Source organism: Enterococcus sp. DIV1279b, assembly GCF_050531515.1.
Classification (GTDB): Bacteria; Bacillota; Bacilli; order Lactobacillales; family Enterococcaceae; genus Enterococcus_D; species Enterococcus_D casseliflavus.
The window spans coordinates 746,665-768,652 of record NZ_CP172891.1 but is presented as its reverse complement, the minus strand read 5'-3'; the positions used below and the strand labels follow the sequence as shown (position 1 = coordinate 768,652).

26 protein-coding genes are annotated in these 21,988 nt (G+C 34.0%); 1 reads left to right on the top strand and 25 read right to left on the bottom strand.

Annotated features, from left to right (window positions below):
* Positions 1-105: 105 nt before the first annotated feature.
* The 5 genes from IGI71_RS03670 to IGI71_RS03650 form a co-directional block, all read right to left on the bottom strand.
* Entirely contained in the window at positions 106-1,296 is a 1,191-nt protein-coding gene (locus tag IGI71_RS03670; RefSeq protein ID WP_121262237.1) for an IS256-like element ISLgar5 family transposase, read from the bottom strand.
* 348 nt (positions 1,297-1,644) lie between these two features.
* Positions 1,645-2,001 carry a hypothetical protein gene (locus tag IGI71_RS03665; RefSeq protein WP_010748150.1) on the bottom strand — a complete coding sequence of 119 codons (357 nt, stop codon included), beginning with the start codon at positions 1,999-2,001 and terminating at the stop codon, positions 1,645-1,647.
* Between the two features lie 120 nt (positions 2,002-2,121).
* Complete coding sequence (locus IGI71_RS03660; protein WP_086295851.1) at positions 2,122-3,789, bottom strand: FAD-dependent oxidoreductase; 1,668 nt, start codon at positions 3,787-3,789, stop codon at positions 2,122-2,124.
* Between the two features lie 17 nt (positions 3,790-3,806).
* Complete coding sequence (gene arsB, locus IGI71_RS03655) at positions 3,807-4,886, bottom strand: ACR3 family arsenite efflux transporter (RefSeq protein WP_005237696.1); 1,080 nt, start codon at positions 4,884-4,886, stop codon at positions 3,807-3,809.
* A 13-nt stretch (positions 4,887-4,899) separates the two neighbouring features.
* Complete coding sequence (locus tag IGI71_RS03650) at positions 4,900-5,214, bottom strand: ArsR/SmtB family transcription factor (protein ID WP_010748148.1); 315 nt, start codon at positions 5,212-5,214, stop codon at positions 4,900-4,902.
* 1,165 nt (positions 5,215-6,379) lie between these two features.
* Between IGI71_RS03650 and IGI71_RS03645 the strand changes: the two genes are divergently transcribed.
* Complete coding sequence (locus tag IGI71_RS03645; protein ID WP_010748147.1) at positions 6,380-6,547, top strand: hypothetical protein; 168 nt, start codon at positions 6,380-6,382, stop codon at positions 6,545-6,547.
* A gap of 354 nt (positions 6,548-6,901) precedes the next feature.
* On the opposite strand, the gene IGI71_RS03640 is transcribed toward IGI71_RS03645, so the two are convergent.
* From IGI71_RS03640 to IGI71_RS03545, 20 genes are all read right to left on the bottom strand, one after another.
* The gene (locus tag IGI71_RS03640; RefSeq protein ID WP_005237700.1) at positions 6,902-8,143 is read right to left on the bottom strand and encodes a serine hydrolase domain-containing protein; all 1,242 of its coding nucleotides are present in this window, start codon (positions 8,141-8,143) and stop codon (positions 6,902-6,904) included.
* A gap of 45 nt (positions 8,144-8,188) precedes the next feature.
* Positions 8,189-9,463, bottom strand: coding sequence for a D-alanyl-lipoteichoic acid biosynthesis protein DltD (gene dltD, locus IGI71_RS03635; protein WP_005237701.1), 1,275 nt, complete (start codon positions 9,461-9,463; stop codon positions 8,189-8,191).
* A complete protein-coding gene (dltC, locus tag IGI71_RS03630; RefSeq protein WP_010748144.1) occupies positions 9,460-9,702 on the bottom strand; it encodes a D-alanine--poly(phosphoribitol) ligase subunit DltC in 243 nt (80 codons plus the stop codon). Before dltC ends, dltD begins: the two co-directional genes overlap by 4 nt.
* A gap of 14 nt (positions 9,703-9,716) precedes the next feature.
* Positions 9,717-10,916, bottom strand: coding sequence for a D-alanyl-lipoteichoic acid biosynthesis protein DltB (gene dltB / locus IGI71_RS03625; RefSeq protein WP_005237703.1), 1,200 nt, complete (start codon positions 10,914-10,916; stop codon positions 9,717-9,719).
* The gene (gene dltA, locus IGI71_RS03620) at positions 10,913-12,430 is read right to left on the bottom strand and encodes a D-alanine--poly(phosphoribitol) ligase subunit DltA (RefSeq protein ID WP_010748143.1); all 1,518 of its coding nucleotides are present in this window, start codon (positions 12,428-12,430) and stop codon (positions 10,913-10,915) included. Before dltA ends, dltB begins: the two co-directional genes overlap by 4 nt.
* A gap of 11 nt (positions 12,431-12,441) precedes the next feature.
* Complete coding sequence (locus tag IGI71_RS03615) at positions 12,442-12,579, bottom strand: teichoic acid D-Ala incorporation-associated protein DltX (RefSeq protein WP_080646975.1); 138 nt, start codon at positions 12,577-12,579, stop codon at positions 12,442-12,444.
* Between the two features lie 450 nt (positions 12,580-13,029).
* Positions 13,030-13,239 carry a hypothetical protein gene (locus IGI71_RS03610; protein ID WP_034695562.1) on the bottom strand — a complete coding sequence of 70 codons (210 nt, stop codon included), beginning with the start codon at positions 13,237-13,239 and terminating at the stop codon, positions 13,030-13,032.
* Complete coding sequence (locus IGI71_RS03605) at positions 13,236-13,628, bottom strand: hypothetical protein (protein ID WP_034695559.1); 393 nt, start codon at positions 13,626-13,628, stop codon at positions 13,236-13,238. The genes IGI71_RS03610 and IGI71_RS03605 overlap by 4 nt, the downstream gene beginning before the upstream one ends.
* A gap of 210 nt (positions 13,629-13,838) precedes the next feature.
* A complete protein-coding gene (locus IGI71_RS03600; protein ID WP_010748141.1) occupies positions 13,839-14,432 on the bottom strand; it encodes an ATP-binding cassette domain-containing protein in 594 nt (197 codons plus the stop codon).
* A 705-nt stretch (positions 14,433-15,137) separates the two neighbouring features.
* Positions 15,138-16,172, bottom strand: coding sequence for a YcaO-like family protein (locus IGI71_RS03595; RefSeq protein ID WP_010748139.1), 1,035 nt, complete (start codon positions 16,170-16,172; stop codon positions 15,138-15,140).
* Positions 16,173-16,186: 14 nt separating this feature from the next.
* Positions 16,187-17,143, bottom strand: a complete 957-nt coding sequence (locus tag IGI71_RS03590) for a hypothetical protein (RefSeq protein WP_010748138.1) — start codon at positions 17,141-17,143, stop codon at positions 16,187-16,189.
* Between the two features lies 1 nt (position 17,144).
* Positions 17,145-17,768 (bottom strand): hypothetical protein, encoded by a 624-nt coding sequence (locus tag IGI71_RS03585; protein ID WP_034695557.1) that lies wholly within the window; start codon positions 17,766-17,768, stop codon positions 17,145-17,147.
* Positions 17,761-18,603, bottom strand: a complete 843-nt coding sequence (locus tag IGI71_RS03580; RefSeq protein ID WP_010748136.1) for an McbB family protein — start codon at positions 18,601-18,603, stop codon at positions 17,761-17,763. The genes IGI71_RS03585 and IGI71_RS03580 overlap by 8 nt, the downstream gene beginning before the upstream one ends.
* Positions 18,604-18,692: 89 nt before the next feature.
* Complete coding sequence (locus tag IGI71_RS03575; RefSeq protein ID WP_270276838.1) at positions 18,693-18,935, bottom strand: hypothetical protein; 243 nt, start codon at positions 18,933-18,935, stop codon at positions 18,693-18,695.
* A 346-nt stretch (positions 18,936-19,281) separates the two neighbouring features.
* Positions 19,282-19,650, bottom strand: a complete 369-nt coding sequence (locus IGI71_RS03570; protein ID WP_010748134.1) for a BlaI/MecI/CopY family transcriptional regulator — start codon at positions 19,648-19,650, stop codon at positions 19,282-19,284.
* A 561-nt stretch (positions 19,651-20,211) separates the two neighbouring features.
* Positions 20,212-20,481, bottom strand: coding sequence for a DUF6075 family protein (locus tag IGI71_RS03565; protein ID WP_430616180.1), 270 nt, complete (start codon positions 20,479-20,481; stop codon positions 20,212-20,214).
* A 28-nt stretch (positions 20,482-20,509) separates the two neighbouring features.
* Positions 20,510-20,632 carry a hypothetical protein gene (locus IGI71_RS03560; RefSeq protein ID WP_010748131.1) on the bottom strand — a complete coding sequence of 41 codons (123 nt, stop codon included), beginning with the start codon at positions 20,630-20,632 and terminating at the stop codon, positions 20,510-20,512.
* Between the two features lie 42 nt (positions 20,633-20,674).
* Positions 20,675-21,031, bottom strand: coding sequence for a hypothetical protein (locus IGI71_RS03555; protein WP_010748130.1), 357 nt, complete (start codon positions 21,029-21,031; stop codon positions 20,675-20,677).
* Positions 20,988-21,233: a hypothetical protein gene (locus IGI71_RS03550; protein WP_010748129.1), complete on the bottom strand. Its 246-nt coding sequence runs from the start codon at positions 21,231-21,233 to the stop codon at positions 20,988-20,990. Before IGI71_RS03550 ends, IGI71_RS03555 begins: the two co-directional genes overlap by 44 nt.
* A 26-nt stretch (positions 21,234-21,259) precedes the next feature.
* Positions 21,260-21,922: a DUF2786 domain-containing protein gene (locus IGI71_RS03545; RefSeq protein WP_086295828.1), complete on the bottom strand. Its 663-nt coding sequence runs from the start codon at positions 21,920-21,922 to the stop codon at positions 21,260-21,262.
* Positions 21,923-21,988: the final 66 nt, after the last annotated feature.

The following is a 21,988-nucleotide window of genomic DNA, read 5'->3' as shown; positions in this document are numbered from 1 at the left end:
AAGGTAATGTATATTCATAATAAACATACCCCACATTATTTATCGAAAAAGTTAGGGAGCGTCAATAATTTTGTGTAAATGATTCTTCCCTACTGCAGATTGTTTCTAATTCTCAATCAGTTGGCTTAGCATTTGTTCAAGTTCGCCTTCGGCCTGTTGAAAGCCTTTATGACTGCGACCTAGGAATTTTTGGTTGTAAGTATCAAAAGACGAGACTAAGAAACGTTCCATCGACTCTTCGTTTTGGAACTGTTCCTTGCGGTGGCTGTATTTCTTGATTTGCTTATTAAAGGATTCAATCAAGTTCGTAGAATAAATACTCTTGCGTATGGCCAAGGGGAAATCATAGAAAGTGAGCAAGTGATCGTTCGAAAGAATCGATTCAACCACTTTTGGATAGCTGGTTTTCCATTTTTTCGCAAAAGCACCACGTGCTTCCAACGCCACCTCTTTAGATGAGGCTTGATACACCATTTTAAAATCATCACAGACTTCCTTACGATTATTGACACGCACTTTGTGACTGATATTACGGGAAACGTGTACACAACAATGTTGAAAACGAGCTTTGGGATAGAACCGACTAATCGCTCCTACCATCCCCTTTAAGCCATCCGTGATGAACAGGAGGACATTTTTCAAACCGTGCTCTTGAAGGTCCAATAAAATTTCCTCCCAAATCGTGATGGATTCAGTCGGTGCAATCGCATAGCTCAATACTTCCTTTGATCCGTCCGGGCGAATGCCAACTGCGATATGAATAGCTTCCTTGGCGACGGTTTTCCGCTTTAACGGAATATACGTTGCGTCCATATAAATAGCAGCATAACGGTCATGAAGCTCCCGCCCTTTAAACGCCGTTACCTCTTCTGTAAATGATTTTGTTATATTGGACATGGTTTGGGGCGTGTAGTGATGCCCATACATTTTCTCAATCAAGTCTGCGATTTCCGACATGGTAATACCTTTTCGGAAGAGGTGAATGACGGTCTCCTCTAACGTGTCATTCGTCCGTCTATAAGCAGGAACAGTCTGTTGCTTGAACTCGCCATTGCGGTCGCGCGGAATCTGGAGATGAAGTTCCCCATACTCGGTCTTGACCGTACGGTCATAGGAGCCGTTACGAGAATTACCCGTGTTAAAACCAATGCGATCATACTTTTCGTAATCTAGGAAAGCCGTTAACTCCGTTTTGAGAAGCGTATTGACTGCTTTCTCCAAATGGACACGGAATAATTCATTCAAATCGCCTTTGTTCGCTAGAGTCTTTAGAATTTCTGTAGTAGAATCGTTCATAGGGAAGTCCTCTCTTCTGTGAATGTGTTGTGGTAACTCTATTCTACAGAAGGGACTTCCTTTTTTCTATTTACACAAAATATTTTACACTCTCAAAAGTTATGATAAAATACATTTGCGATACAAATAATATTAAACCAATAATTATTTTAAAAGAATATCGTAAATGGAGTTTCTTAAAATTTTTTACAAATAAATCATAGGAAATAAGTAAGCTAATTACTATAATTGAATACAATATTACATAAAGCAAATGTAAAAGTCCCATAGACATTTCTCCATTTCTTTTTTACTGTATACCAAGACTATAAGTATGAGATTTTACCTTTTCATTCCAACTATATAAATTTATTTTGCATATCTTTTTGTTTCTCTTATTTTATCTAGAATAAAACTTGTTTGACTATAATCAGTTAGTTCACGTATTACTTTTTTCACCGTACGATCAACTGCGCAAATACCAAACATATCAGAATAGAAGTCAGTTATTGATTTGATTGGACTAAACAATTTTTCTGATAATTCAGTTTTTTTTGAGTAATTCATTTCTAAGTACCCTTTGTCTACTAGCCGATCAATAACTAAATAAGCTGTATTCAGCTTAAATTCTGGGTATTTTTTTACAAAGTTACGTTTTGTTATCCCTCCCTCGCATTCATATAATGAAATCAAAACTCGGTATTCAATTTTAGTTAAATCTACCATCTTCAATTTCACCTCTAGTAGTCCATAATATATAAAAAAATGAAGCTTGAAAAAAATACAAATGTTACGTCAAACCTCAAAATAAGTTTCTTCCTAATTATTCCAATATTTGTAATTCTATCATAATTTTTGTATCGTTTCACAAACTTCTTGATAGTTTTTATTTCCTCCGGATAAATTATAAACTTGTTTAAATCCTTTGTTCAGTAAAATATTTTGTGCTGCATTTCCAGTAACGCCTTTATTACAATAAGTTACTGTCACACATTCTTTATCCAATTCCTCATATCGATCTCTTAACTCAGCTAAAGGTATGTGAATTGCTCCCTCAACTTTCGAAGTTTCAAACTGTTTTCTTGATCTGGTATCAATAATTTGTAATTTCTCGCCGCTATCAATTCTTCTCAATAGCTCTATAGGGGTCATTAACGGGGTATCATTATTTATATCGTTGTTCAAAGCCATCCCAGTATAATGAATGGGATCTTTTGTTGTAGAAAAAGGTGGAGCATATGCTAAATCCAAGTGAAATAAATCTTCAGCAGCTGCGCCAAATGAAATAGCAGTAGCAAGCACATCGATCCGCTTATCTACCCCATCATAACCTATGATTTGAGCCCCAAGTATCTTCCCATTTTCTTTATTTGCGATTGCTTTGATCACCATTTCTTTACCATTCATATAGTCCGGCTTATTAGGTTTAATATTATATAAAGTAGTAATAGCTATATTATTTGCTAAAGCATCTTTTTCTGTGAGACCAGTTTGAGCAATTGTTAAATCAAAGAATCGTAAAATACCAGTTCCTAAGATTCCCTTGTGTCGTAGATTGCCACCTGTAATAACATCTCCTGCGATCCTTCCCATTTTATTGGCTGTTGAAGCTAAAGGTCGATAAATTGGTCGCCTAGTTATGCGATCAAAACTTTCTGCAACATCACCTACAGCATAAACATTTGGAAAATTGGTTTCTAACTTATCGTTTACTTCTATAGCTCCGGTAATTCCTAATTTAATTCCCATGGATTTTGCTAATGCGGTGTTCGGCTTTACTCCGGTAGCTAATACAAAAATATCTGCCGAAAAGATAGTTCCTTTAGCCGTTTCAATAGACTTCAGACTACCATCACCGTTAACTTTTCTGACGGTTTCTTCAGGGAAAAAGGCAGTGTTTTTCCTTTTCATTTCATTAATGATTCTTGAAGACATGTCCCAGTCTAAATGGGACATGGGATATTTACTTCGTTGAAGTAACGAGACCTCAAGACCTAGTCTCTGTAACTGCTCGGCCATTTCTAAACCAATATATCCAGCACCAATGACAACTGCTTTTTTTGGCTCGTTTTCATCTACAAACTTCTTGATACTTTTCCCACTCGAAATATTTTTCACCTGAAAAACATTCTCAAAATGTCTATTAACAAATATTTCTGGGGTATTATAAACCGATCCTGTGGCCAACACTAAAACATCAAAATTATTGGTAAATGATTTTTTTGTAATTAGATTGATTCCGTGCACCAATTTTTTATCATAGTCAACCTGAGTTATTTCATGAGAGGTATGAATATCTACGTCGTACCTTTTTTTAAACCATTCAGCATTACGAGGCGTCAGTTCATCAAAGTTTTCCACTTCTCCCCCCACTGCATATGGAATCCCACAAACTGCGTAAGACACATCCATATCTTTATCATACAAAACAATCTCTGCATCTTCCGTATTTCTTCTTGCTTTTGCAGCGACACTTGTTCCAGCAGCGACAGATCCAATAATGATGATTTTCATTTCTCCGCACCTATCCTTTATACGTTCTTGATTTCACTCAAAGATTCCGGATTTATGAACCAGTCTTTTGTTTTATTAGAAACCTTAACTAAAAGTAACATAACTGGCACTTCCACAAGTACGCCTACGACTGTTGCTAAAGTTGCTCCCGACTGTAATCCAAAAAGTGATATTGATACCGCTACTGCCAACTCAAAAAAGTTACTTGCTCCTATCATTCCAGCAGGAGAAGCAATATTATGTGGCAACTTCCAAAATCTTGCCCAACTATAAGCAATTGTAAATATTAAAATCGTTTGAATCGTTAAAGGAATTGCAATCAATAAAATATGCAATGGATTAGCAATGATTCTTTCACCTTGGAAGGAGAAGATAATGATCAGAGTTAGTAATAAACCAATAATCGTCACTGAATCAAATTTCTTCAAGAAGACATTTTCAAAATAGGTTAAACCTCTTTTTTTTATGATCAACACTCGAGTAATGAAGCCTAAAAACAATGGAACAACTACAAAAAGAACAGTAGACAGTAATAAAGTAGCTAAGGGGACACTTACATTATCAACACCTAACAAGAAAGCAACAATAGGTGCAAATAATACTAGGATAATTAAATCGTTGATTGCGACTTGAACCAAAGTATAGGCAGAGTCACCTTTTGTTAGGTAGCTCCACACAAAAACCATCGCTGTACATGGTGCTGCTCCTAGAATAACTGCACCAGCGACGTATTCTTTTGCTAGTTCTATTGGAATCAATTGTTGGAAAATCACATAAAAAAAGAGTGCTGAAATGCCATACATCGTAAACGGTTTAATAAGCCAATTAGTAACGCACGTGATAACTAATCCCTTAGGTTTTTTAGCAGCACGAACAATACTGGTAAAATCAATTTTTAACATCATAGGATAAATCATCAACCATATCAAAATAGCCGTTGGAATTGAGACCTGAAAATACTCAAATTGACTTAATGTATCAGGAATAGCTGGAGCAAACTGTCCAATCAATACTCCGATTATCATACACAAGATTACCCATAGAGTTAAATACTTTTCAAAAAAGCCTAACCCTTCAGCTTTACCTTTTGATTTCATTTTTACTTTCCTCCTACTTAGATCCTTCTTTTACTTTGCATACACAGTTGTCTTCATTATTTACAAGTAATTGTTGAATAGATTCCATAAATTCTACAACAAATTCTTCCCTCAATGAATAATGGTGCCATTGCCCTTTTTTACTTACACAAACGACACCCGCTTTTTCAAGTACTTTCATATGATGAGAAAGTGTAGGCTGCGTAAAATCAAAATATTCAAGTAAATCACATGCACACAAACTACCGCAAGAAAGCACATCTACTATTTTCATACGATTTGGATCCGCTAGAGATTTTAATACTAATGAAAGAGATTCATAATTCATTCTTCGACCCTCCTTATATAGATGGTTGTCTATATATGTAATATAGACAACCATCTATATAAGGTCAAGTTGTTTACTCATAATTTCTAAGTAAATAGGAATTAATAGCATAGTTAGTACTCTCACTATAGGTTAATTTAGCATAGAAGAACTGTTAAAGAATATTCTATCTTGAACTCTTTTATAGTTATAGCAATCAAAGAGAGCTCATAAACCCTTAAGTTTTTGACCACATCCAAGATTTGTCCTAATACTCATAAACCTAAATTTTAATTGAACAATGATTTAGCTACGAGTTTATGAACACAAAAATAGAGTGATACACATAAATTACAGTATCTAAAAAGAGTGTCCAGAAATTAGTCATTTTCTGAACACTCTTACTCAAAATAACTCATTATGAATTTTTTATGATTCGAGAAAGCTTTTTGCACAATCTACATGGACACTATTAATGATTTAAAAATCTGTTTAAAGGAGTGTCCAACAGAGTATACTCTGCTGGCCTTTGAATCCCCTAACTAAACGATGTGCTGAAAAAAGAAAATATCTATATAAATATAGTATGATTAATTATTTAACTGATGACTAGATTTATAAAATAATTTAAAAAAGTAATCAGCTTCAAATTCCAACAAGATATTTTTTTTTAAGAGGAGTAGATGAAAAGGATTTTGAGTTTCGTATTTTCTGAAAAACAATATCTATAAAAATATTTACGATAGCTAAGATTGAAATAGAAATTGAAGAAAGAGGAGATATAAATGAATAGAATCATAGTTACAAGAAAACAATATTGCCATTCCATTAAATAGTGAAAGAACCTCAAGATTCAAATATAAACCATCATTGGTACAGGTAATCTTGTAGTTTGTTTGATAATAGGGCGCCATTTGATGGAAGAGTAGGGGTCGAACTATCATGTTGCTTAAGAGATCGAGATTTTTAGTTAACATAAACATTTACATGTTTTTAATTATATTGATTTATAGCTTTTTAAAAGAGACAACTTTGTATAAAATCTATGTTATGTAAACTGAAATTATTCATACATCATTTTTCAAATATAATTAGCATTTTATACTTTTTTGAATTAAAATAGACTTAAGATTTAGTAGTAGTGCCAAAAATAAAAAAAGAAATACTATTATTAGGAGGAAGCATTATGGCAAACATAAAATATGTTGGTAATGACACAAAGAAATCTGAAAACGGAAAAATTCATAGAAAAGAAGGTAATTATACTGGTTGTGGAGCAAGAATTGATGACAATCCACAAGATTGGCAGTCTACGACTTCTTCTATCACTTGTGAAAAAAAAGGCTGTAAATAGAACCACCTCAAAGTATTAATTTAAAAATTAATCGGATAAGCAATATAGCACAGCTTTGGCAACACTATAAAATCTAAATATGAAACCGCTATCTTGGTTTGTATGTATTTTAGTTATCACTTACTACTTAGTGATAGCTAATAGATTGTTCCATATCAATTCTGAATAAGAACCATACATTGTTTCATTGTTAATACACAGATAAACAAAAATTTTTTAATATTTTATGCCGAAGATGCAGTATTGATACATAAAATCTGCGATATCATAAAAATGAGTCCTATCAACAGAATTATAATATTTAGACAAAGGAAATCAAGCATATATCATAATTGATTTCCTCATATAATTTGATTAAAAAGAGACATCAATATTTGAAAGCGGATGATACAGTTGATTCATTAATTCCGTGTCGCTTTTACGTCCACGATTAGAGAGCAGAATCACACTAGTTTTATTATCTTTAGAAAACAACCCAAACGATTCGAATCCTCCTTTACCACCATGAGCACGGAAATAAGTCCCTTTGTCATAAAAACCTGCTGCATAGAATCCGCCAGCGGCTGGTTGCCACATTTGCTCCAGCGAAGCTTTATCTAACAGTTTCCCATTCAATAATAAATCATAATAGCGATACAAATCGCCAACTGACATATAGAGATTTCCAGTTCCTACCTCAGCTGCCAAGTTAGCTGAGGAAATATCGTTAGGGTTCCCATAAGGATCTGTTTCACCATCCGTTTTGTAATTGACCGTAGGATGATCCTGCTGCAAAAAAACTTTATATAAGAAAGAGTGTTTCAACCCATTCTTATTGATAAAATAATCCGTTAACAGCATATCATAACTTTTTCCTGTTACTTTTGTCAAAATGCCTGCTAGTAAATTGTAGTTGATGGGACTGTATTTGAATGTTCCTTGGGTTCCGGATAAGACAGCATGTGCAGCATCCCAGTCGAGAATCTGCTGCACGTCTTCCAGTCCTTGGGGATTTTCTGAAAGCTTGAGTCCGGAAGCCATCTGCAGCATTTGCTGAATCGTAATATTAGCAGCACCAGGAATATAGGGATAAAAGCGGGCTAACGTATCTGTCAAGGATAATTTCCCGTCCCTAACTGCTCGCATAATCAAGACAGCTGTTAGACCTTTTTGTATCGAGCCAATATTGAATAATGTTGTCGGAGTATTTTTAATATCAGCTGCCTTGTCCGCATATCCGTACCCTTTATGCAGCAGGACTTTCCCATTTTTTACAACCAATGCACTTCCGATAAAGCCACTGGAAATAATTTTCTGATCGTAGATAGCTCCTTCAGGTGTGATGACTTCTTGATTACTAATGAGATTGTCATAGTTTCCCGCATCCAACAAGTCCTGTTTCTTGTTGGATGCGGGCTGCTCATTTTTGGAAGAGTAGCTGCTGGCAGTACTGGAATGTACAACTTGCTCACTGAAATGATCAGAAGCATCCGTTGGTTCCGTTGGTAAAAACAAGTAGTAGAGGCCAATGAGACCACAAATAATCACAAGGATATCAATCCCAAGCACTAGTTTATGAACGTTTCTTTTTGCATGTTTTTTCGTATGTCTACTCATTGAATAAAGCCTCCAACATTTCTATTCTCCAACAGTCCTCCTTTTTCATTCCCCCTGAATATCTTTTGGTGCTTCTTGCTGCCAATTTTTGGATAGGAAATAATGGTTGATTTCATAAGATGGTTTCTCTTTGCCCTTAGAATCCAAGAATGGCTGAATGTATTCATCTGCTGCTAGCCAGCCACGCCAGCCTAAGTGAATCGTATCTTCCATAAAATAGGGTTGATTGCCTTTCGTTGATAAATCAGCGATATTCATAAAGCCTTGACTTCTTAACTGGTAGCGGATCTTTTTGTCAAAACCAGTCAACACCTCTTGCGGTAAGCCAGTATAATCCATCCACTTCTGATTGATAGGCGGAATCACAAATAAGACATCCACATTGTTGCGAGCAAATTCTGTCAGTACTAGTTGAAAGTCACTATATTCTGGTCCAAAACGATAATCCCATTTCTTTTGAGAGCCTTTCATTTTATCTATGCGGCTTTGCAGATTATGTTGGTAAAAAGAATTCTTGATCCCTAAAGAATTATTAGTCGTTTCTGCTTTTCCTTCATTATCGGCTACTTGTTCTATTTGAGCGAGATTATAGGTAGAAGGTAATTTCTTTGCAGCAGCAGTGATTTTGTCAGTCAAGTTATGCCCCAACCCAAGACCACTAAAAAGCTCATCTTCCCGTTTCAAAATAGATCGTTGCAGATCAATCTGTTTTTTCTGCCAATCAGTTGGTATCTTACCGGATTTCACTTCATTCAAGACTTGTTCCGTCAAGCGATTTTCTCTCACTTTCGAATAGTCTAAGAGACGTTCGGCATAGTATTGATCGGTGTCAGAGATTTTCTTTAACGAAGAGAGCCAATCGTACACATGCTGTTCGGAATAATGATGGTTGAAATAGTCTCCTTTCAACCCTTTAGGAACGAACCATTGAGGGGAAACGATGAAGACTGCTTTTTTCCCTGCTAATTCTTTCGCCATTGATTGAATGATGGCGTACTGGGTCAGCGACTGGGTGCCAGGTGCACCAATCAAAAATGGCGTATAAGAACGGTGATATTTCTGCACCAATACGGAAGGATGTGTGGCACTCACACGGTTTAGTTCGGATGAGCCAAAAAATGGGACATATTTTCCTGTTGCTATTGCCTCATTTTTGATATGATCCCCACGAAACACCGCATCATTCATTGCCGTCGCCGCTTGAGCGATGACTTTCGGATCGTGGCTATTGATCTTCCAAGGGCCAAGGAAGAGTCCCCCGACAAGAATCACCGCACAAAGAAGCGGTCCAAAAGCCGTGAATAGTCGTTTTTTCATCATCGGCTTTGCAGCGTGTCGACTTTCTCAATGATTTTTGCTGGTGTATTCCACTCTGCCCGGTCAAATTCTGATACAGGAAACTCAATTCCTAACCGCCCTTCTAGTTCAACCAGCAATTGAACAGATCCTAATGAATCTAATAATCCTCCATCAAAAAGATCGATTGTTTCGTTTTCTTTTACTTCGTCACTTCCTGTAACTGATACTAAAATGTCTAATACTGCTTCTTTGGTTGTCATATTCTTTTCTCCTTTTATTTAACGAATAATTTGTCTAAGATTCCTGAGAAAATCAGGAAACTAAAGCAAACTGCTTGGAAGGTCAATACAGTGGACACCGCTTTGGTTAGTTTGTTCGAAGGTAGATTTCCTTGTTTTTTCTTCCAACGGATCCACGCATCATTTCCGCAAATCAGTGTCGCATGATATACCCCGTATAAAATGTAATACCAGGTAAGACCGTGCCAAATGCCCATTAATAGAAACAGGGCGAAATAACCGACATTAGATGCTACTATACGACTTTTGAAAACTTTCTTTTTGATCAGGGTGAACATCAATCGCATGTATACGTAGTCTCGGAACCAAAAAGACAGACTCATGTGCCAACGATTCCAGAATTCTTTGATATTGGGCGCCAGAAAAGGTTTATTGAAGTTAGCTGGTGTATCATAACCCATGAAGTTGCTGATACCAATTGCAAATAAACTATAACCAGCAAAATCAAAGAACAGATACATACTATAGACATACATATACCCTAGCATTCCCCAAGAGAACAGTCCATTTTGCAGGGCTTCTTTGGTCACGATCGGTAGTAATACTTGACCGAGATAATAACCAAGAATGAACTTATACAGGAGCCCTAGCATTATTTTGGCGACTCCTTTGTTTAAATAGTCGAGATACACTTCTTTTGTCGGTGGATTCAGCAGATCTTTCTCAAAGCGACGATAACGATCGATCGGTCCCGAAGAAATCGTTGGAAAGTATAGTAAAAACTGGATATAACGCCAAGGATGGTATTCTTTGATCAGGCCATCCCGTATCTCCATGATCATTTGCACCGATTTGAAGGTCAGATAAGAGATGCCCAAGAAATAAATCAGTGAGGCATGCCCAACAAAGAAAGGGGTGACTTTACTCAATGCCAATGGTAAGATCGCTGCTACCACTGCACCATAAAAGACGCCTGAAGTATTTGCTCGTTGACGATGCTGATAATAGCCATAGACGAGTAATGTCTGATACACGACGTACCCGATCAGCGCCAGACCCTGCTGCCAATATTCACCACCAAAACTTACGTACAATACCGCTAGTGTGAGTAACGTTTGATACCATTGCCAACGCTTTTGTTTGAACAGCAGCACAAGCATCATCGGAAGCAATCCTACCATTAGCCAAATGAAATAGGTGGGATTTGCATAAGGAATCATATGCTGCAGGTTCATGAAGGATTCACCTCATTTGTCAGCCGTTTGCGGTCGATTTTGCCATTTGCCGTATGGGGCAGATGCTCAACATAGATAAATCGCTGCGGGATCATATACTCCATCACCGTTTCACTCAGTGAAGATTTGATGGCTTTTGTCAGTTGAAACTCTTTCTCGAAGGGGTGCGTTTCGGGAACGACATAAGCAATCAACTGTTCCACTTTCTTTTCTTGATATTTAGGGACTACGACGGCTTGTTTGACCCACGAACTATTGCTTAAATGATGGTCAATCTCTTCTAGTTCCATTCGATACCCATGGAACTTCACTTGAAAATCAAGACGCCCTTCATAATGCAACAAACCATCTTCCGTCATTCTGCCGCTATCGCCGGTTCGATACGCTGGTTGCCCTTCATGGACAAAAAATGCCTCTTTTGTTTTTTCGGGATTGTTCAGATATCCTTTTGAAACGCTAGGACCACTAATGATAATCTCACCTACTTGCCCTTTAGGAACTAGTTGATCTTCTTCCATAAAGAAAACCGTCGAATCTTCTTTCACATACCCAATTGGCACCCGATCATATTGCTCCAGTAATTCTTCAGTGATTTGCACGCCGGATACGGCAACAGTCGCTTCAGTAGGTCCATAAGTATTGTAGATTTTTGCATTCGGAAAACGTTCCAGTAGCTCTTGAGCGGTTTTTTTCGGTAGTTCTTCCCCACAGAATAAGAAACGCTCCAACTGAGGAACGTGCATCCCGTCAAAGGTCTCTTCCATCAAACATAGTTTCATAAATGAAGGTGTCGAGATCCAAACATTGATAGCCAATTGCGGCAAAATCGCAAATAATGTTTTGAAGTCATTAATGACAACCTTTTTTAAAGGTACCAAGCAGCCGCCAGAAGTTAATGCTGGGTACACCCCCATGACAGAGAGATCAAAGGAATACGGTGCCTGCGCCAAATAATACATCCCGTCGCGTAAGGAAAAATCTTTCAATGTCCATTGCACGAAACTCAATAAATTCCCGTGACTAATCTGGACTCCCTTAGGGATGCCGGTCGTTCCTGATGTAAAGATGATGTAATAAATATCATCTTTTCCGAGCGTTTTTGCGTTACCTAAATTGCGCCCGCTTTGATAAATTTCTTCCAATTGATTTATTTCTAGCATTGGAATCATTGTTTCCGGACCTTGCCAGTCAGCTACACTAATGATCAAATCTGGTGTAGCCACAGAAAGGATCAATTCAACACGCTCTTTTGGTGTGGTACTTTCAATGGGGATATATGCCCGACCAGTTTTGGAAGCTGCCAAAAAAGCTGTCAGCATGTCAAATTCTAACTCGCCATAAACAACAATCGGTCCGCGAGTTTCCAACGTTTCCTCGAAATAGGCAGCTAATTGATTGGATCGAGCTGCTAATTGTCCATAAGTATATACTTGGTGATCTTCCCGGTAGGCAATCCTCTCTGAATCTTTTTTTGCCCACTCTTCAATGGCTTGCACAATATTCACCACGTTCATGAACATTCCTCCTAAAATTCATTATAGATAAAGGTGCCACCTTGCACGTTTTTATAGTGATAAAGATAAATTATCATAACGATAACAAAAAAATATAAAATAGTTTTCCACACAAAAGTAAGTACATGACTCTCAGGTCTATTATTCATAAATTTTTTCACAAAATTTCACCTCATGATAATATTCTGGAACCATTTTAATATAATTCAATAATACGAGACATTGATTTGTAGACTATAATCCTTACAATTTGGTAAGATTATTCTATGTTATTTAAACTTAATAAGGTTATGGTTATCCTATTAATATATAATGTATCTGGTCTATGAAAAATTGAATATTTTGTTTCTATTACTTACATCAAACGAATCGCTTCATGTGATTAATTAATCAATATAAATTATATGAAAAATCTCAATTATATTAAGATCTTATGGATTTTCCATAATAAAATCGAATTGAAAAAACACAGTTTGCGATTTTTTTTACAAAGGTTAAAATTTTTTAATTACTTAATTCAATATTTCTCTCAATTTCCTTAAGTTTCTCTTTCAAAACTACTTTATCAGACAAACGCTTAATTTTATTAACCAATTTATTTATTTCTTCATATTTTTTTTCGATATGTTCTGCTTTACTTTATCTCCGCTATAGCAATCATTTATAACTTCCTCTGTATGATTAATTAATTTTATTTGATATTTTACTTCTCTTAATAAACCTTTTATCACTCGTTTCCAATTATCTTCTTCAAATATGTCTATATTTATAGAATCTATTGTTTTAATATCAACATTGTATTCTATCACAATATCTTTCCGAACAGTTGAACCATTAATAGCCGGAGGGGGGATTGAAAGATTTCATTTACTGAATTTTGTACAATTAGTTTTTGTTGAATAATATTACATTGTTTACTTATTGCTTCAAATTGATCTGTTTTCAACTTTTCTCTGGGATACTTTTTCTTAAAGCTATGTATTTGTTCATTTAATTTTAGCAATAACTGGTTAATCGAAGATACCCTTTGATAATTTAAACTTTTTGATAAAAATCCTAAGTCATCTGAAAAGCTATCAATGACTTTTCCAATAGATCCTGAACTTTCTAAACTTAACAATTTTTGCTCAATTTCATTCCTTTCATTTTTGTATTTATTTTCTATGTAAGCTCCTAATCCACCAAGCAGAACTACCATAAAAAAAACAATACACCCACTAAGCACTAGTATCGTAACATTATACTCTGTTACTCTCTAAATAAAACATTTCTGACCTAATTAATTGAGCTGCTTGAGAATCTATAAAATGGGCAATTAAAAAAGGATCAAAAACTTTTAAGTTTCTGACCCTCTGTTTTTTATATTAAACTCCTGAAATTAATTTTAAAGTTATGATTTTTATCAATCCTATTTACTTTCATTGATAATAGAACTGAAATCTAAAACATGTAAATTATCAAGGGAAAGGTTCTCATGGGCTGTCAATATAAAATTTGCTTTCTTTTCTCTACTCATTGTTTTTATTATAATCATTAGTATGTCTCTTGTTTCTTGATCAAGATTGCTAAAAGGCTCGTCTAGAATATACCATTTCCTTTCTATACTGAGAATTGAAAGGATGTATACTAACCTTCGTTCCCCACCTGACAATAAACCTAATTTCTTTTTCTTATACTTTTCAAAATTTATATCAGGAAAGTATGTATCTAATAAATTCAGGAAATTTTTTTTTGATTCATTGGTCAACCCCTCAACAAAGTGAATAAACTCATCTACAGTTAATCGACTATAAAAAGTAAAGTTCTGGCGCATATAAATACAACTATTATTATTAATTATTTTACTATTTTTCGGAAGTGGATTTCTTAGACCACTAATATAATCTAATAATAGCGTTTTTCCACTACCGTTTTTCCCTTTCAAATAAGTAATTCCTTCTTCAAACTTACAATTTATTTCCTTTTCAATCTCTTTTATAAATAAATTTTCTATAACAATCACAAAATCATCTACTTTCTCTAGATAACGGTTTAAAGAAAATAATACTAGGTATACTTACTATAATCAGTATTATACAAATCAGGAAGTAAGACACTGGAAAATCACCTGATATTAAATCATTCATCACATCTCCAATAATAATAAAAGGATTGATGTAATTTACTGGTGTATCTATTCCTATCAATACGAAAAATAAAAATATTACCATATTACATATGGATGAAACGGTCGACGAGTAAAGATTTCTTAAGTAGGTTATATTATATCCGATGAACGCTACAGGTAAAACTACTATAATTGTTATCAATGATAACACTGTTAAATGAATATAATTTAAATTGAAAAATAAGGCAGGTATGAGGTTAAACATAGTTAAGCAAACAATAGAATAAATTAGTTGGGTAAGAAGTAGTCCAAAAAAGAATTTTACAGGTATCCACTTTATAGAAAATATTATGGATAGTGCACCAGTATCTTTCTCATTTAAAGCAAACAGTCCTACACCGTAAACAAAAGCATTGAATACAATATATATCCACCAGTAAGTTAAATCATAAACGGTTGTTATATTCCTGCTGTTAAAAAATAGCATTATACTAGGCAACCCTAGTGACCAAAAAAAAGATAGTTTGTCTTTTAATAGTAATGATATATTTAGTTTGCAGATAGTAATGACATTTGACATAATATTCTCCTTCGATGAATTTATGGAAAAGGAATATACTCTATGCTTTTATCTAGTTCTTTTCCACAAATCGACTGAACAAAAGCATACACACTCTCATTATATAAAATAGGATTCATGTGTGGAAACCAATTCTCATCAACCACTTTTACCACCTTCAAATGAGGAATGGGCTGATACGAGTGAAACAAACTTATAACTGGATCCATTTTTAATTTTTCTCTACATTCTTTTTGCCATAATTTAAAATTAAATTTAAGTTTACTTTCAAATTGACAATCTTCCATATTCTTTAGTAAATATGAATAGTTTCTACAAAATTCATTGGTCGATAATTGATCAAAACGTGAATGATATAAATCTTTTTTTCTATCATCAAAATCTTTTAAAGTATTAGATTTAGCAGTCTTACTAAAATCCGTTGCAAAATACTGCAAAGCTTCAATCTGACTTTTTTTTATAGCTTCTTCTAATACATTTGAAGTACCTAAACCTATACACTTAGAATTTTCACTATATCCAATACATAAAATTACATAAATCTTATCTGAGATAGATACATTGAAGTAGTTTGTGTTATCTACATAATTTTTTAAATAATTGTCTACTGACTTTATTTCTGTAAAATTACTGATAGATATTTTTGGAGCTGAAGTTTTAGTCAAATAATTTACTATGAATGATTGCCTTTCAAAGAACTCAAAAAATGCTGTTCTTATTACAGAGTTTGAATCTGTATGAGATGCCATCCCATTTGAATCAACAAATCGATCTCTAGATAAAAATAGGCCTTTAGGCATCATTTTAGGTATGTTTTTACTCAAATAATTTACATGTGTGTGGTTTTCGAATGAATCGTTGGTATTTATCAACACTTCTCTTTCAAAGAACTCTCCAAAAACTTTTTTTAAATTTGATGATCTATTGTCAAACCCAACTTCATAAGCTTGTACATGTTGCTTATCTTCTCTAACTATATAATTATTGAAGTGGTGGTTTAAAAATAAGCCTTTTTTCGAGAAAATTCTACTATCATTTAATAGGAATCCATTCATTTTTATCTTCCCTTTCAAACTAAGAAACAATCAAATTCTGTAGCATTATAATCTATATTTGAAATAATTTTTTGTTTCTTCGATAATCTTATAAGTCTCTTTGAAGGCAAGCAATTTAGCAGATGCTTAGAAACTAATTTTATTGTTTTGACATTATTTTTATGATTATTTTTTCCATTTAAAATAACCACTTCTGGAAAAGGAATGTCCTTGTTTAGCATTAGTTTTTTTTGAATAAGATTATCAATACCTTCTTCACAATGATAACTATTCCTTTTTTCTATTTTAGAAAAAATAAAATCATAAATCTTTTCTTTATCTTTAGGAACCGATTGATAAAACCGTGAATCTTCATTCTGATAATTTTGCCACTCGATTATTTTATTCTCGATTATTGACTTTTTGACAGCCTCCTCAATGGTTTGATTACAAGATATTCCGCACCCAGTGATTTGTCTTTTATATAAACTGATCGTTATAACTGTGTAATAGTTTGATAGATTTCTTGTAGCTAAACAAAGATGTTCGTCAGCTCTAAAATTCAAACTTTTAATTAATTGTTTTTGTTCATTTGATAATTCAACATTAAGCCTTTCTCCAATATCTGTGTACCATAGTAAAAACAACTCATTTTTTTCTATTAACTCTGACAAAGCTTTCTTTAAGATTTGACACGATTCTATACCTGTAGCAGTGCCTGTTGTATCGATATATCCATATGCTGATGTTTTACCATAGCTAATGTATTTACCTTCAGCTGTGAACCCTCCTACACCAAGCAAAAACCTTTCCAGATATTCACTATAGCTTTTTTTCATTGCGAGTTCTTTGGTCGTGCTTATAGATGTTCCATCACTTGGATTGTAATAGTTTCCTTTTTTAATCTTGTTTCCGTTTATATAGAACAGTTTCCTCTCAGTACTCTGATAGTTCTTTGTAAATCCATAAGACGTATGAATTTGTGAAAACATATTAGCTTCCTCCAACAACTAAATCTGATTCAATCAATAAAGCTAACTTAGGATTTATTCCAATATCTTTTACAAATTTTTGATGATTTTTAAAAAGGGAGATAGATTGCATGGGAACTCCTTTATATGCCCGTTCTCTAATGTTCATTGTATGCTTAATACCATTAAAAAAACTAGCCTTTCCATAAATGAGTAAACTTTTCTCTAAGTCTAGAAGCCAAGATACAATAATGTCACTGCTCCAGTTATTATCTGTTATTACCTTGTTACTTATTTGTAAGATTTGATCACTATAAACATCAAACATGTAAGAGCCTGGTTTAAGTCCTTCTACAAATTTATTCACATAAATTACTGGAAAACATAGAATCATTTGATTTGTTTTAACAAAAGATTTTAAGTTCTCGAATATTTTTAATAATTCATTTGATCCGATTGAATATATAGAATAGCTTTCAATTACGATGTCAGGGGTATTTAAGCGACTGAAGTCTACTAATTCTTTATAATTTTCTAATTTCATTTCTTCTTTTGGTAAAGAGAACTGGTACATCTTTAAAATTTTCTTTTCGATTTCTTTGTCAACAAATTGTGATTGATACTCATTCCAATAGTACTTATTCATAACAATCACACATTTCCCAAAAATAACAAGTATCATAACTCAATGAAAAGTCATTTAAGTCAATCTTTAAAACATCATCAATTATACTATAGTTGGCTTTGGACATTTTTTTCTCTTTGTGTAGTTGATTGATTACCGGTAGCCAATCACTTTTATTTAACAAACCATCATATTGAAAAAAACCTTTCTCATTGTAAAACAAATCTACCATAACTTGAAAATTCAAATTATTTTTACCTGATTGACTACCTCTTAGTTGAGATTCAATACTATAAAAGAAGCATAGAGGGCAAGGGTTTCCCCATCTAGGAGAATAATAATTACTAAGGTAAAGACTATGATTGTATGCAAAAACAAATTTATATACATTCGTACTATCTTTATTTATAAAACTAACTATTTCTTTTAACTTTTGTAAACTAAAGGGATCTAAACAAACAATAATTAATTTATCCTCGTAATTTTGATCTTTAAATTCGTCGAGTGACCTTATCTCGTGATCTTCTTTCCAAATATCTCTAGACAATTCTAAAAATTTCGAGCTATTTGAGAAGATTACTATATCGTTTATACTTGATAAATATGTACTGTTCTCTTCCTTAATGATTGATGAATCCATTAAAAATTTTATTGATTCATTAGCAATATTCTCTTCTTTGAAAATTACCATAAAGTCATTAAAAGTAATATTTCCGATTTTATTTTCTTCCATATATCTGAGAAAATTAACTAGCACTTCATTTTTAGTTGCAAAAGAATTATCTTTAGTTTGGATTATTGTTGTGTTTTCATCTTCTAATTCATATATCAAATATGGATTAACTACATATTTCAATCAAAACCCCTCCAATATTTATACTACTAGCTTCCGATATAAATCATTAATAGGAGAGAAGATAAGACTTCTCTCCTATTAAAGTAAATCTATTTGGTGAAAACTTTCTCTTGAGAAGAAGCTCCTGCTCCACAACAGCAGCAGCAACAACAACAGCAGCAGCCACCGCCACCGCCGCCACCGCCGCCGCCACCACCACTACCGCCGCCTTTACTAAGCGAGATAGATGTGTCAGCAAATGAAGAACCTAAGCTTGAAGAAAATGATGTAAATAAACTTTGGGAAATAAGAGAGTCTTGCATTTTAGACTGCTGTTTATCTTTAGTACCCATATTAAAACCACCTTCCATAATATTAAGAAATAGCTAGCAATTTCTTAATATTATGGTAAATTACAAACAAGCACCTTGTCAATCTTTTTTTAATTTAAAACTATTTAAATAACAATATGATGATAGCCTTTTTTAATGCTGTTTAAAATAGCTAACTACAAAATTAAATAAGAAAAACTTTAATTAACTGAATATTTAGAAAATACAAAATAAGTTAAATCACACAAACTATTATTATTTTTTAAAAAACTGTGTATTAAAATAACATGATAATTAACAAAGTAAATTATATCACTAGTTATAATTATTACTTAACTTAGGACTATAAAATCGTCCATCAAAAACTTTAGCCATTATTATTTATGGCATTTTTTCTTTCCTTTATGAGATTCAAAAAATATTCTGTTTGCTGTTTGGTATTTAAAGAACTCACTGCGTGGTTAACTAATTTCTGTACAACAACTTCTCCGTACTCATCTTTTATAAAATCTACATAAGGAATGCTCGGTCTGTAAGCCCGTGCTAGCACGTTCTGAGAATATTTGATCTCTGCTACTGTCAGATATCCTTTATTTAGTAGGCTACTTATCACCGCAGCAGTCGTATTTTTGTTTAGTTCCGGCAATATTTCTAATAATTCATGTTTAGTCAAAGACTGATTTAATTCATAAAAATAGCACATAATTTGATATTCAGATCTACTTAATTCTGACATAATAACCCCTCAACTTTTTCAGTGCTTCTCTATCTGTAAAATATAGAAACAACCAATAGTAAAAATAAATATATGATAGTATCTAATATAATCCATTGTTTCCTACCATTTGTTGCTTTGGTAGAAAAAAAACAACTTATACCATATAGTATTAAAAATAGCATTGATAATGAATAACCTTTCAAGCATTCAGTTAAGGTTATATCTACCAAAATTAGAATTAGAGGTACCATATATACCCATGCATACCACTTTCTCACATGGTGTGGTAACTTACTAAAATTTGAATTCACACATAAATCTCCTTTTAGATATTTTTTAACTTTAATACATATTACATCACACGAAATTAATAATAAAGTTTTAATTTATAAAAATAGCGCAATAATTAAAAATAGTGTTTAATATTTACCCCCTAGCTTATTTTGTTTACACTTTATTCATTTTTATCACAGAAAAATACTTATCTGCCCTAATAAATGAGCATAGCAAATCTTTTTTGTAAACTCTAATTTATGCATTGATTAAGGACTTCATTAGCTGTGAATAAAAAAGGACGTGCTAAGCACGTCCTGGAGTTGAAACTATTCTTTTATGGAATTGAATTAGTAGAACTGCAGCCTTATGTCGATTGCGTTCTTGGCCAGCTTCATCAACACCAGAAAATACTTCTAACGGCGAAATATTATACCTCTTGCCGTTTTCGAATTCATAGAAATCTTGATTGGTAAACAAGTTATAGGCTAAAGCAACCAGTCGTTGCTCCCCACCGGATAAAGTGCCATCAAACCATAGGTCACTATTGATTTCTTTTTGGACAAAATTAACCATCGAGCGACGTTGGTTAAATAATCTTTCATCACCAGTGAAGATAAAAAACCAAGCTACGCCAATAAGGATCTCGAAGATCTGTAAAGCTCAATTCATCCATCATAAAATTAAATCTGGCAATATGTTCCTTGTTTAGAAATAATTCTTCCATTATTGTTCCTCCTCTAATTGGTTTTGACCATTCCTTCAGCAATTACTCAAACGTTACTTTTGCAATTTCAAAATCAAAATACCTTCCAGATACCCAGTCTACATGACCGCTATCTGTAAAAGTTTTGCGGATCACATCCTCTTCATCTTTTAGCGCAAGTATGGCGTCAAGGATTGCCTTTGCTTCGTTCTCCTTAAAAATACCTAACTCTTCTTTTCTTTGCGTAAATTGCAAATTTTCAACCGTCGCAGCGTTACTCAAAAATCCCATCAGTTCCTTAGAAAAATGGTTGAAAACGATCACTGTCCAAACCTTTTCTCCTCTATCTTCAAGAGAAATTAGTTTACCGCCTACATCATTCTTCATTTGGTTTGACCAGGATAAAGTGATCTCTTCCATCGACCTTCTGATACTCTCGTTGACACTCTTTACATAAATAATGACCATTAGGATAAAGAACGTCCCCTTTTCTGACACGAACTTGTTTTGCTAACTCACCGCAATCACATTTGATCCAGCTAGGCGGCCAGTATAAGCGTCGATTGTAGGGCGTTATTGGTACTTTCCATTGCCCACCGTAACATTGTCTTTCTTCAGCCATCTTTATAAACTCCCTTCATCACTCTATTAAGCACCTAATCGATCCTTATCTTTAAAGCGGACACTTTCTGCATAACCCGAGTAAAAAGCTTCCCAATCCCTCACGGTATGAGAGGTATCTTTCCCAGGTACCAGTCCAATCTTTTCGACTTCAGTCTGAACCACTTCAGGTACTTGCAAAGCCAATTCATAGCCGTTTGTCAGCACTTGTTTTCGAAATGTTTGCGACAAACCTTTCAAGTATCCTTCCAAATAGTCTTGTTTTAACTGCCATTTCCGTTTGTATTTTCGTCTGATATCAGGCAACTGAAGAAATTGCCTTGCGCAGTAGCTGGCACTACCACGAGCATACTCAAACGTGATTTGAGCAATTTGTACATCGGACACGATCCCAACAAAGTGAAGTTCAATCGGTTTTCCGGACACATAGTAATACCGGACACGAAAATTTTTAGCAATGATCCTCGCTAATCGGTAAAGCCATTTTTGTGGCCGGCCTTCATAAATCACCGTATTGATCACTGCTTCTGACTTTTGTTCTTGCTTATAATGAAAAACGTCTGATTCATCGATATTATGCTGAAGCATCAACTCTTGTGCTTTTGCCAAGGCTGACATCGACTCTTCGTCATTGGCATCATTTGCAAGAGCTAATAATTTTACGATTTTCTTTTTGGCTTTTTCATCCATTGGATCTCACGTTTTGTCTGATTTTAGTTTACCACGTATTGGATAACGGTTTCACTGATAAAAGTA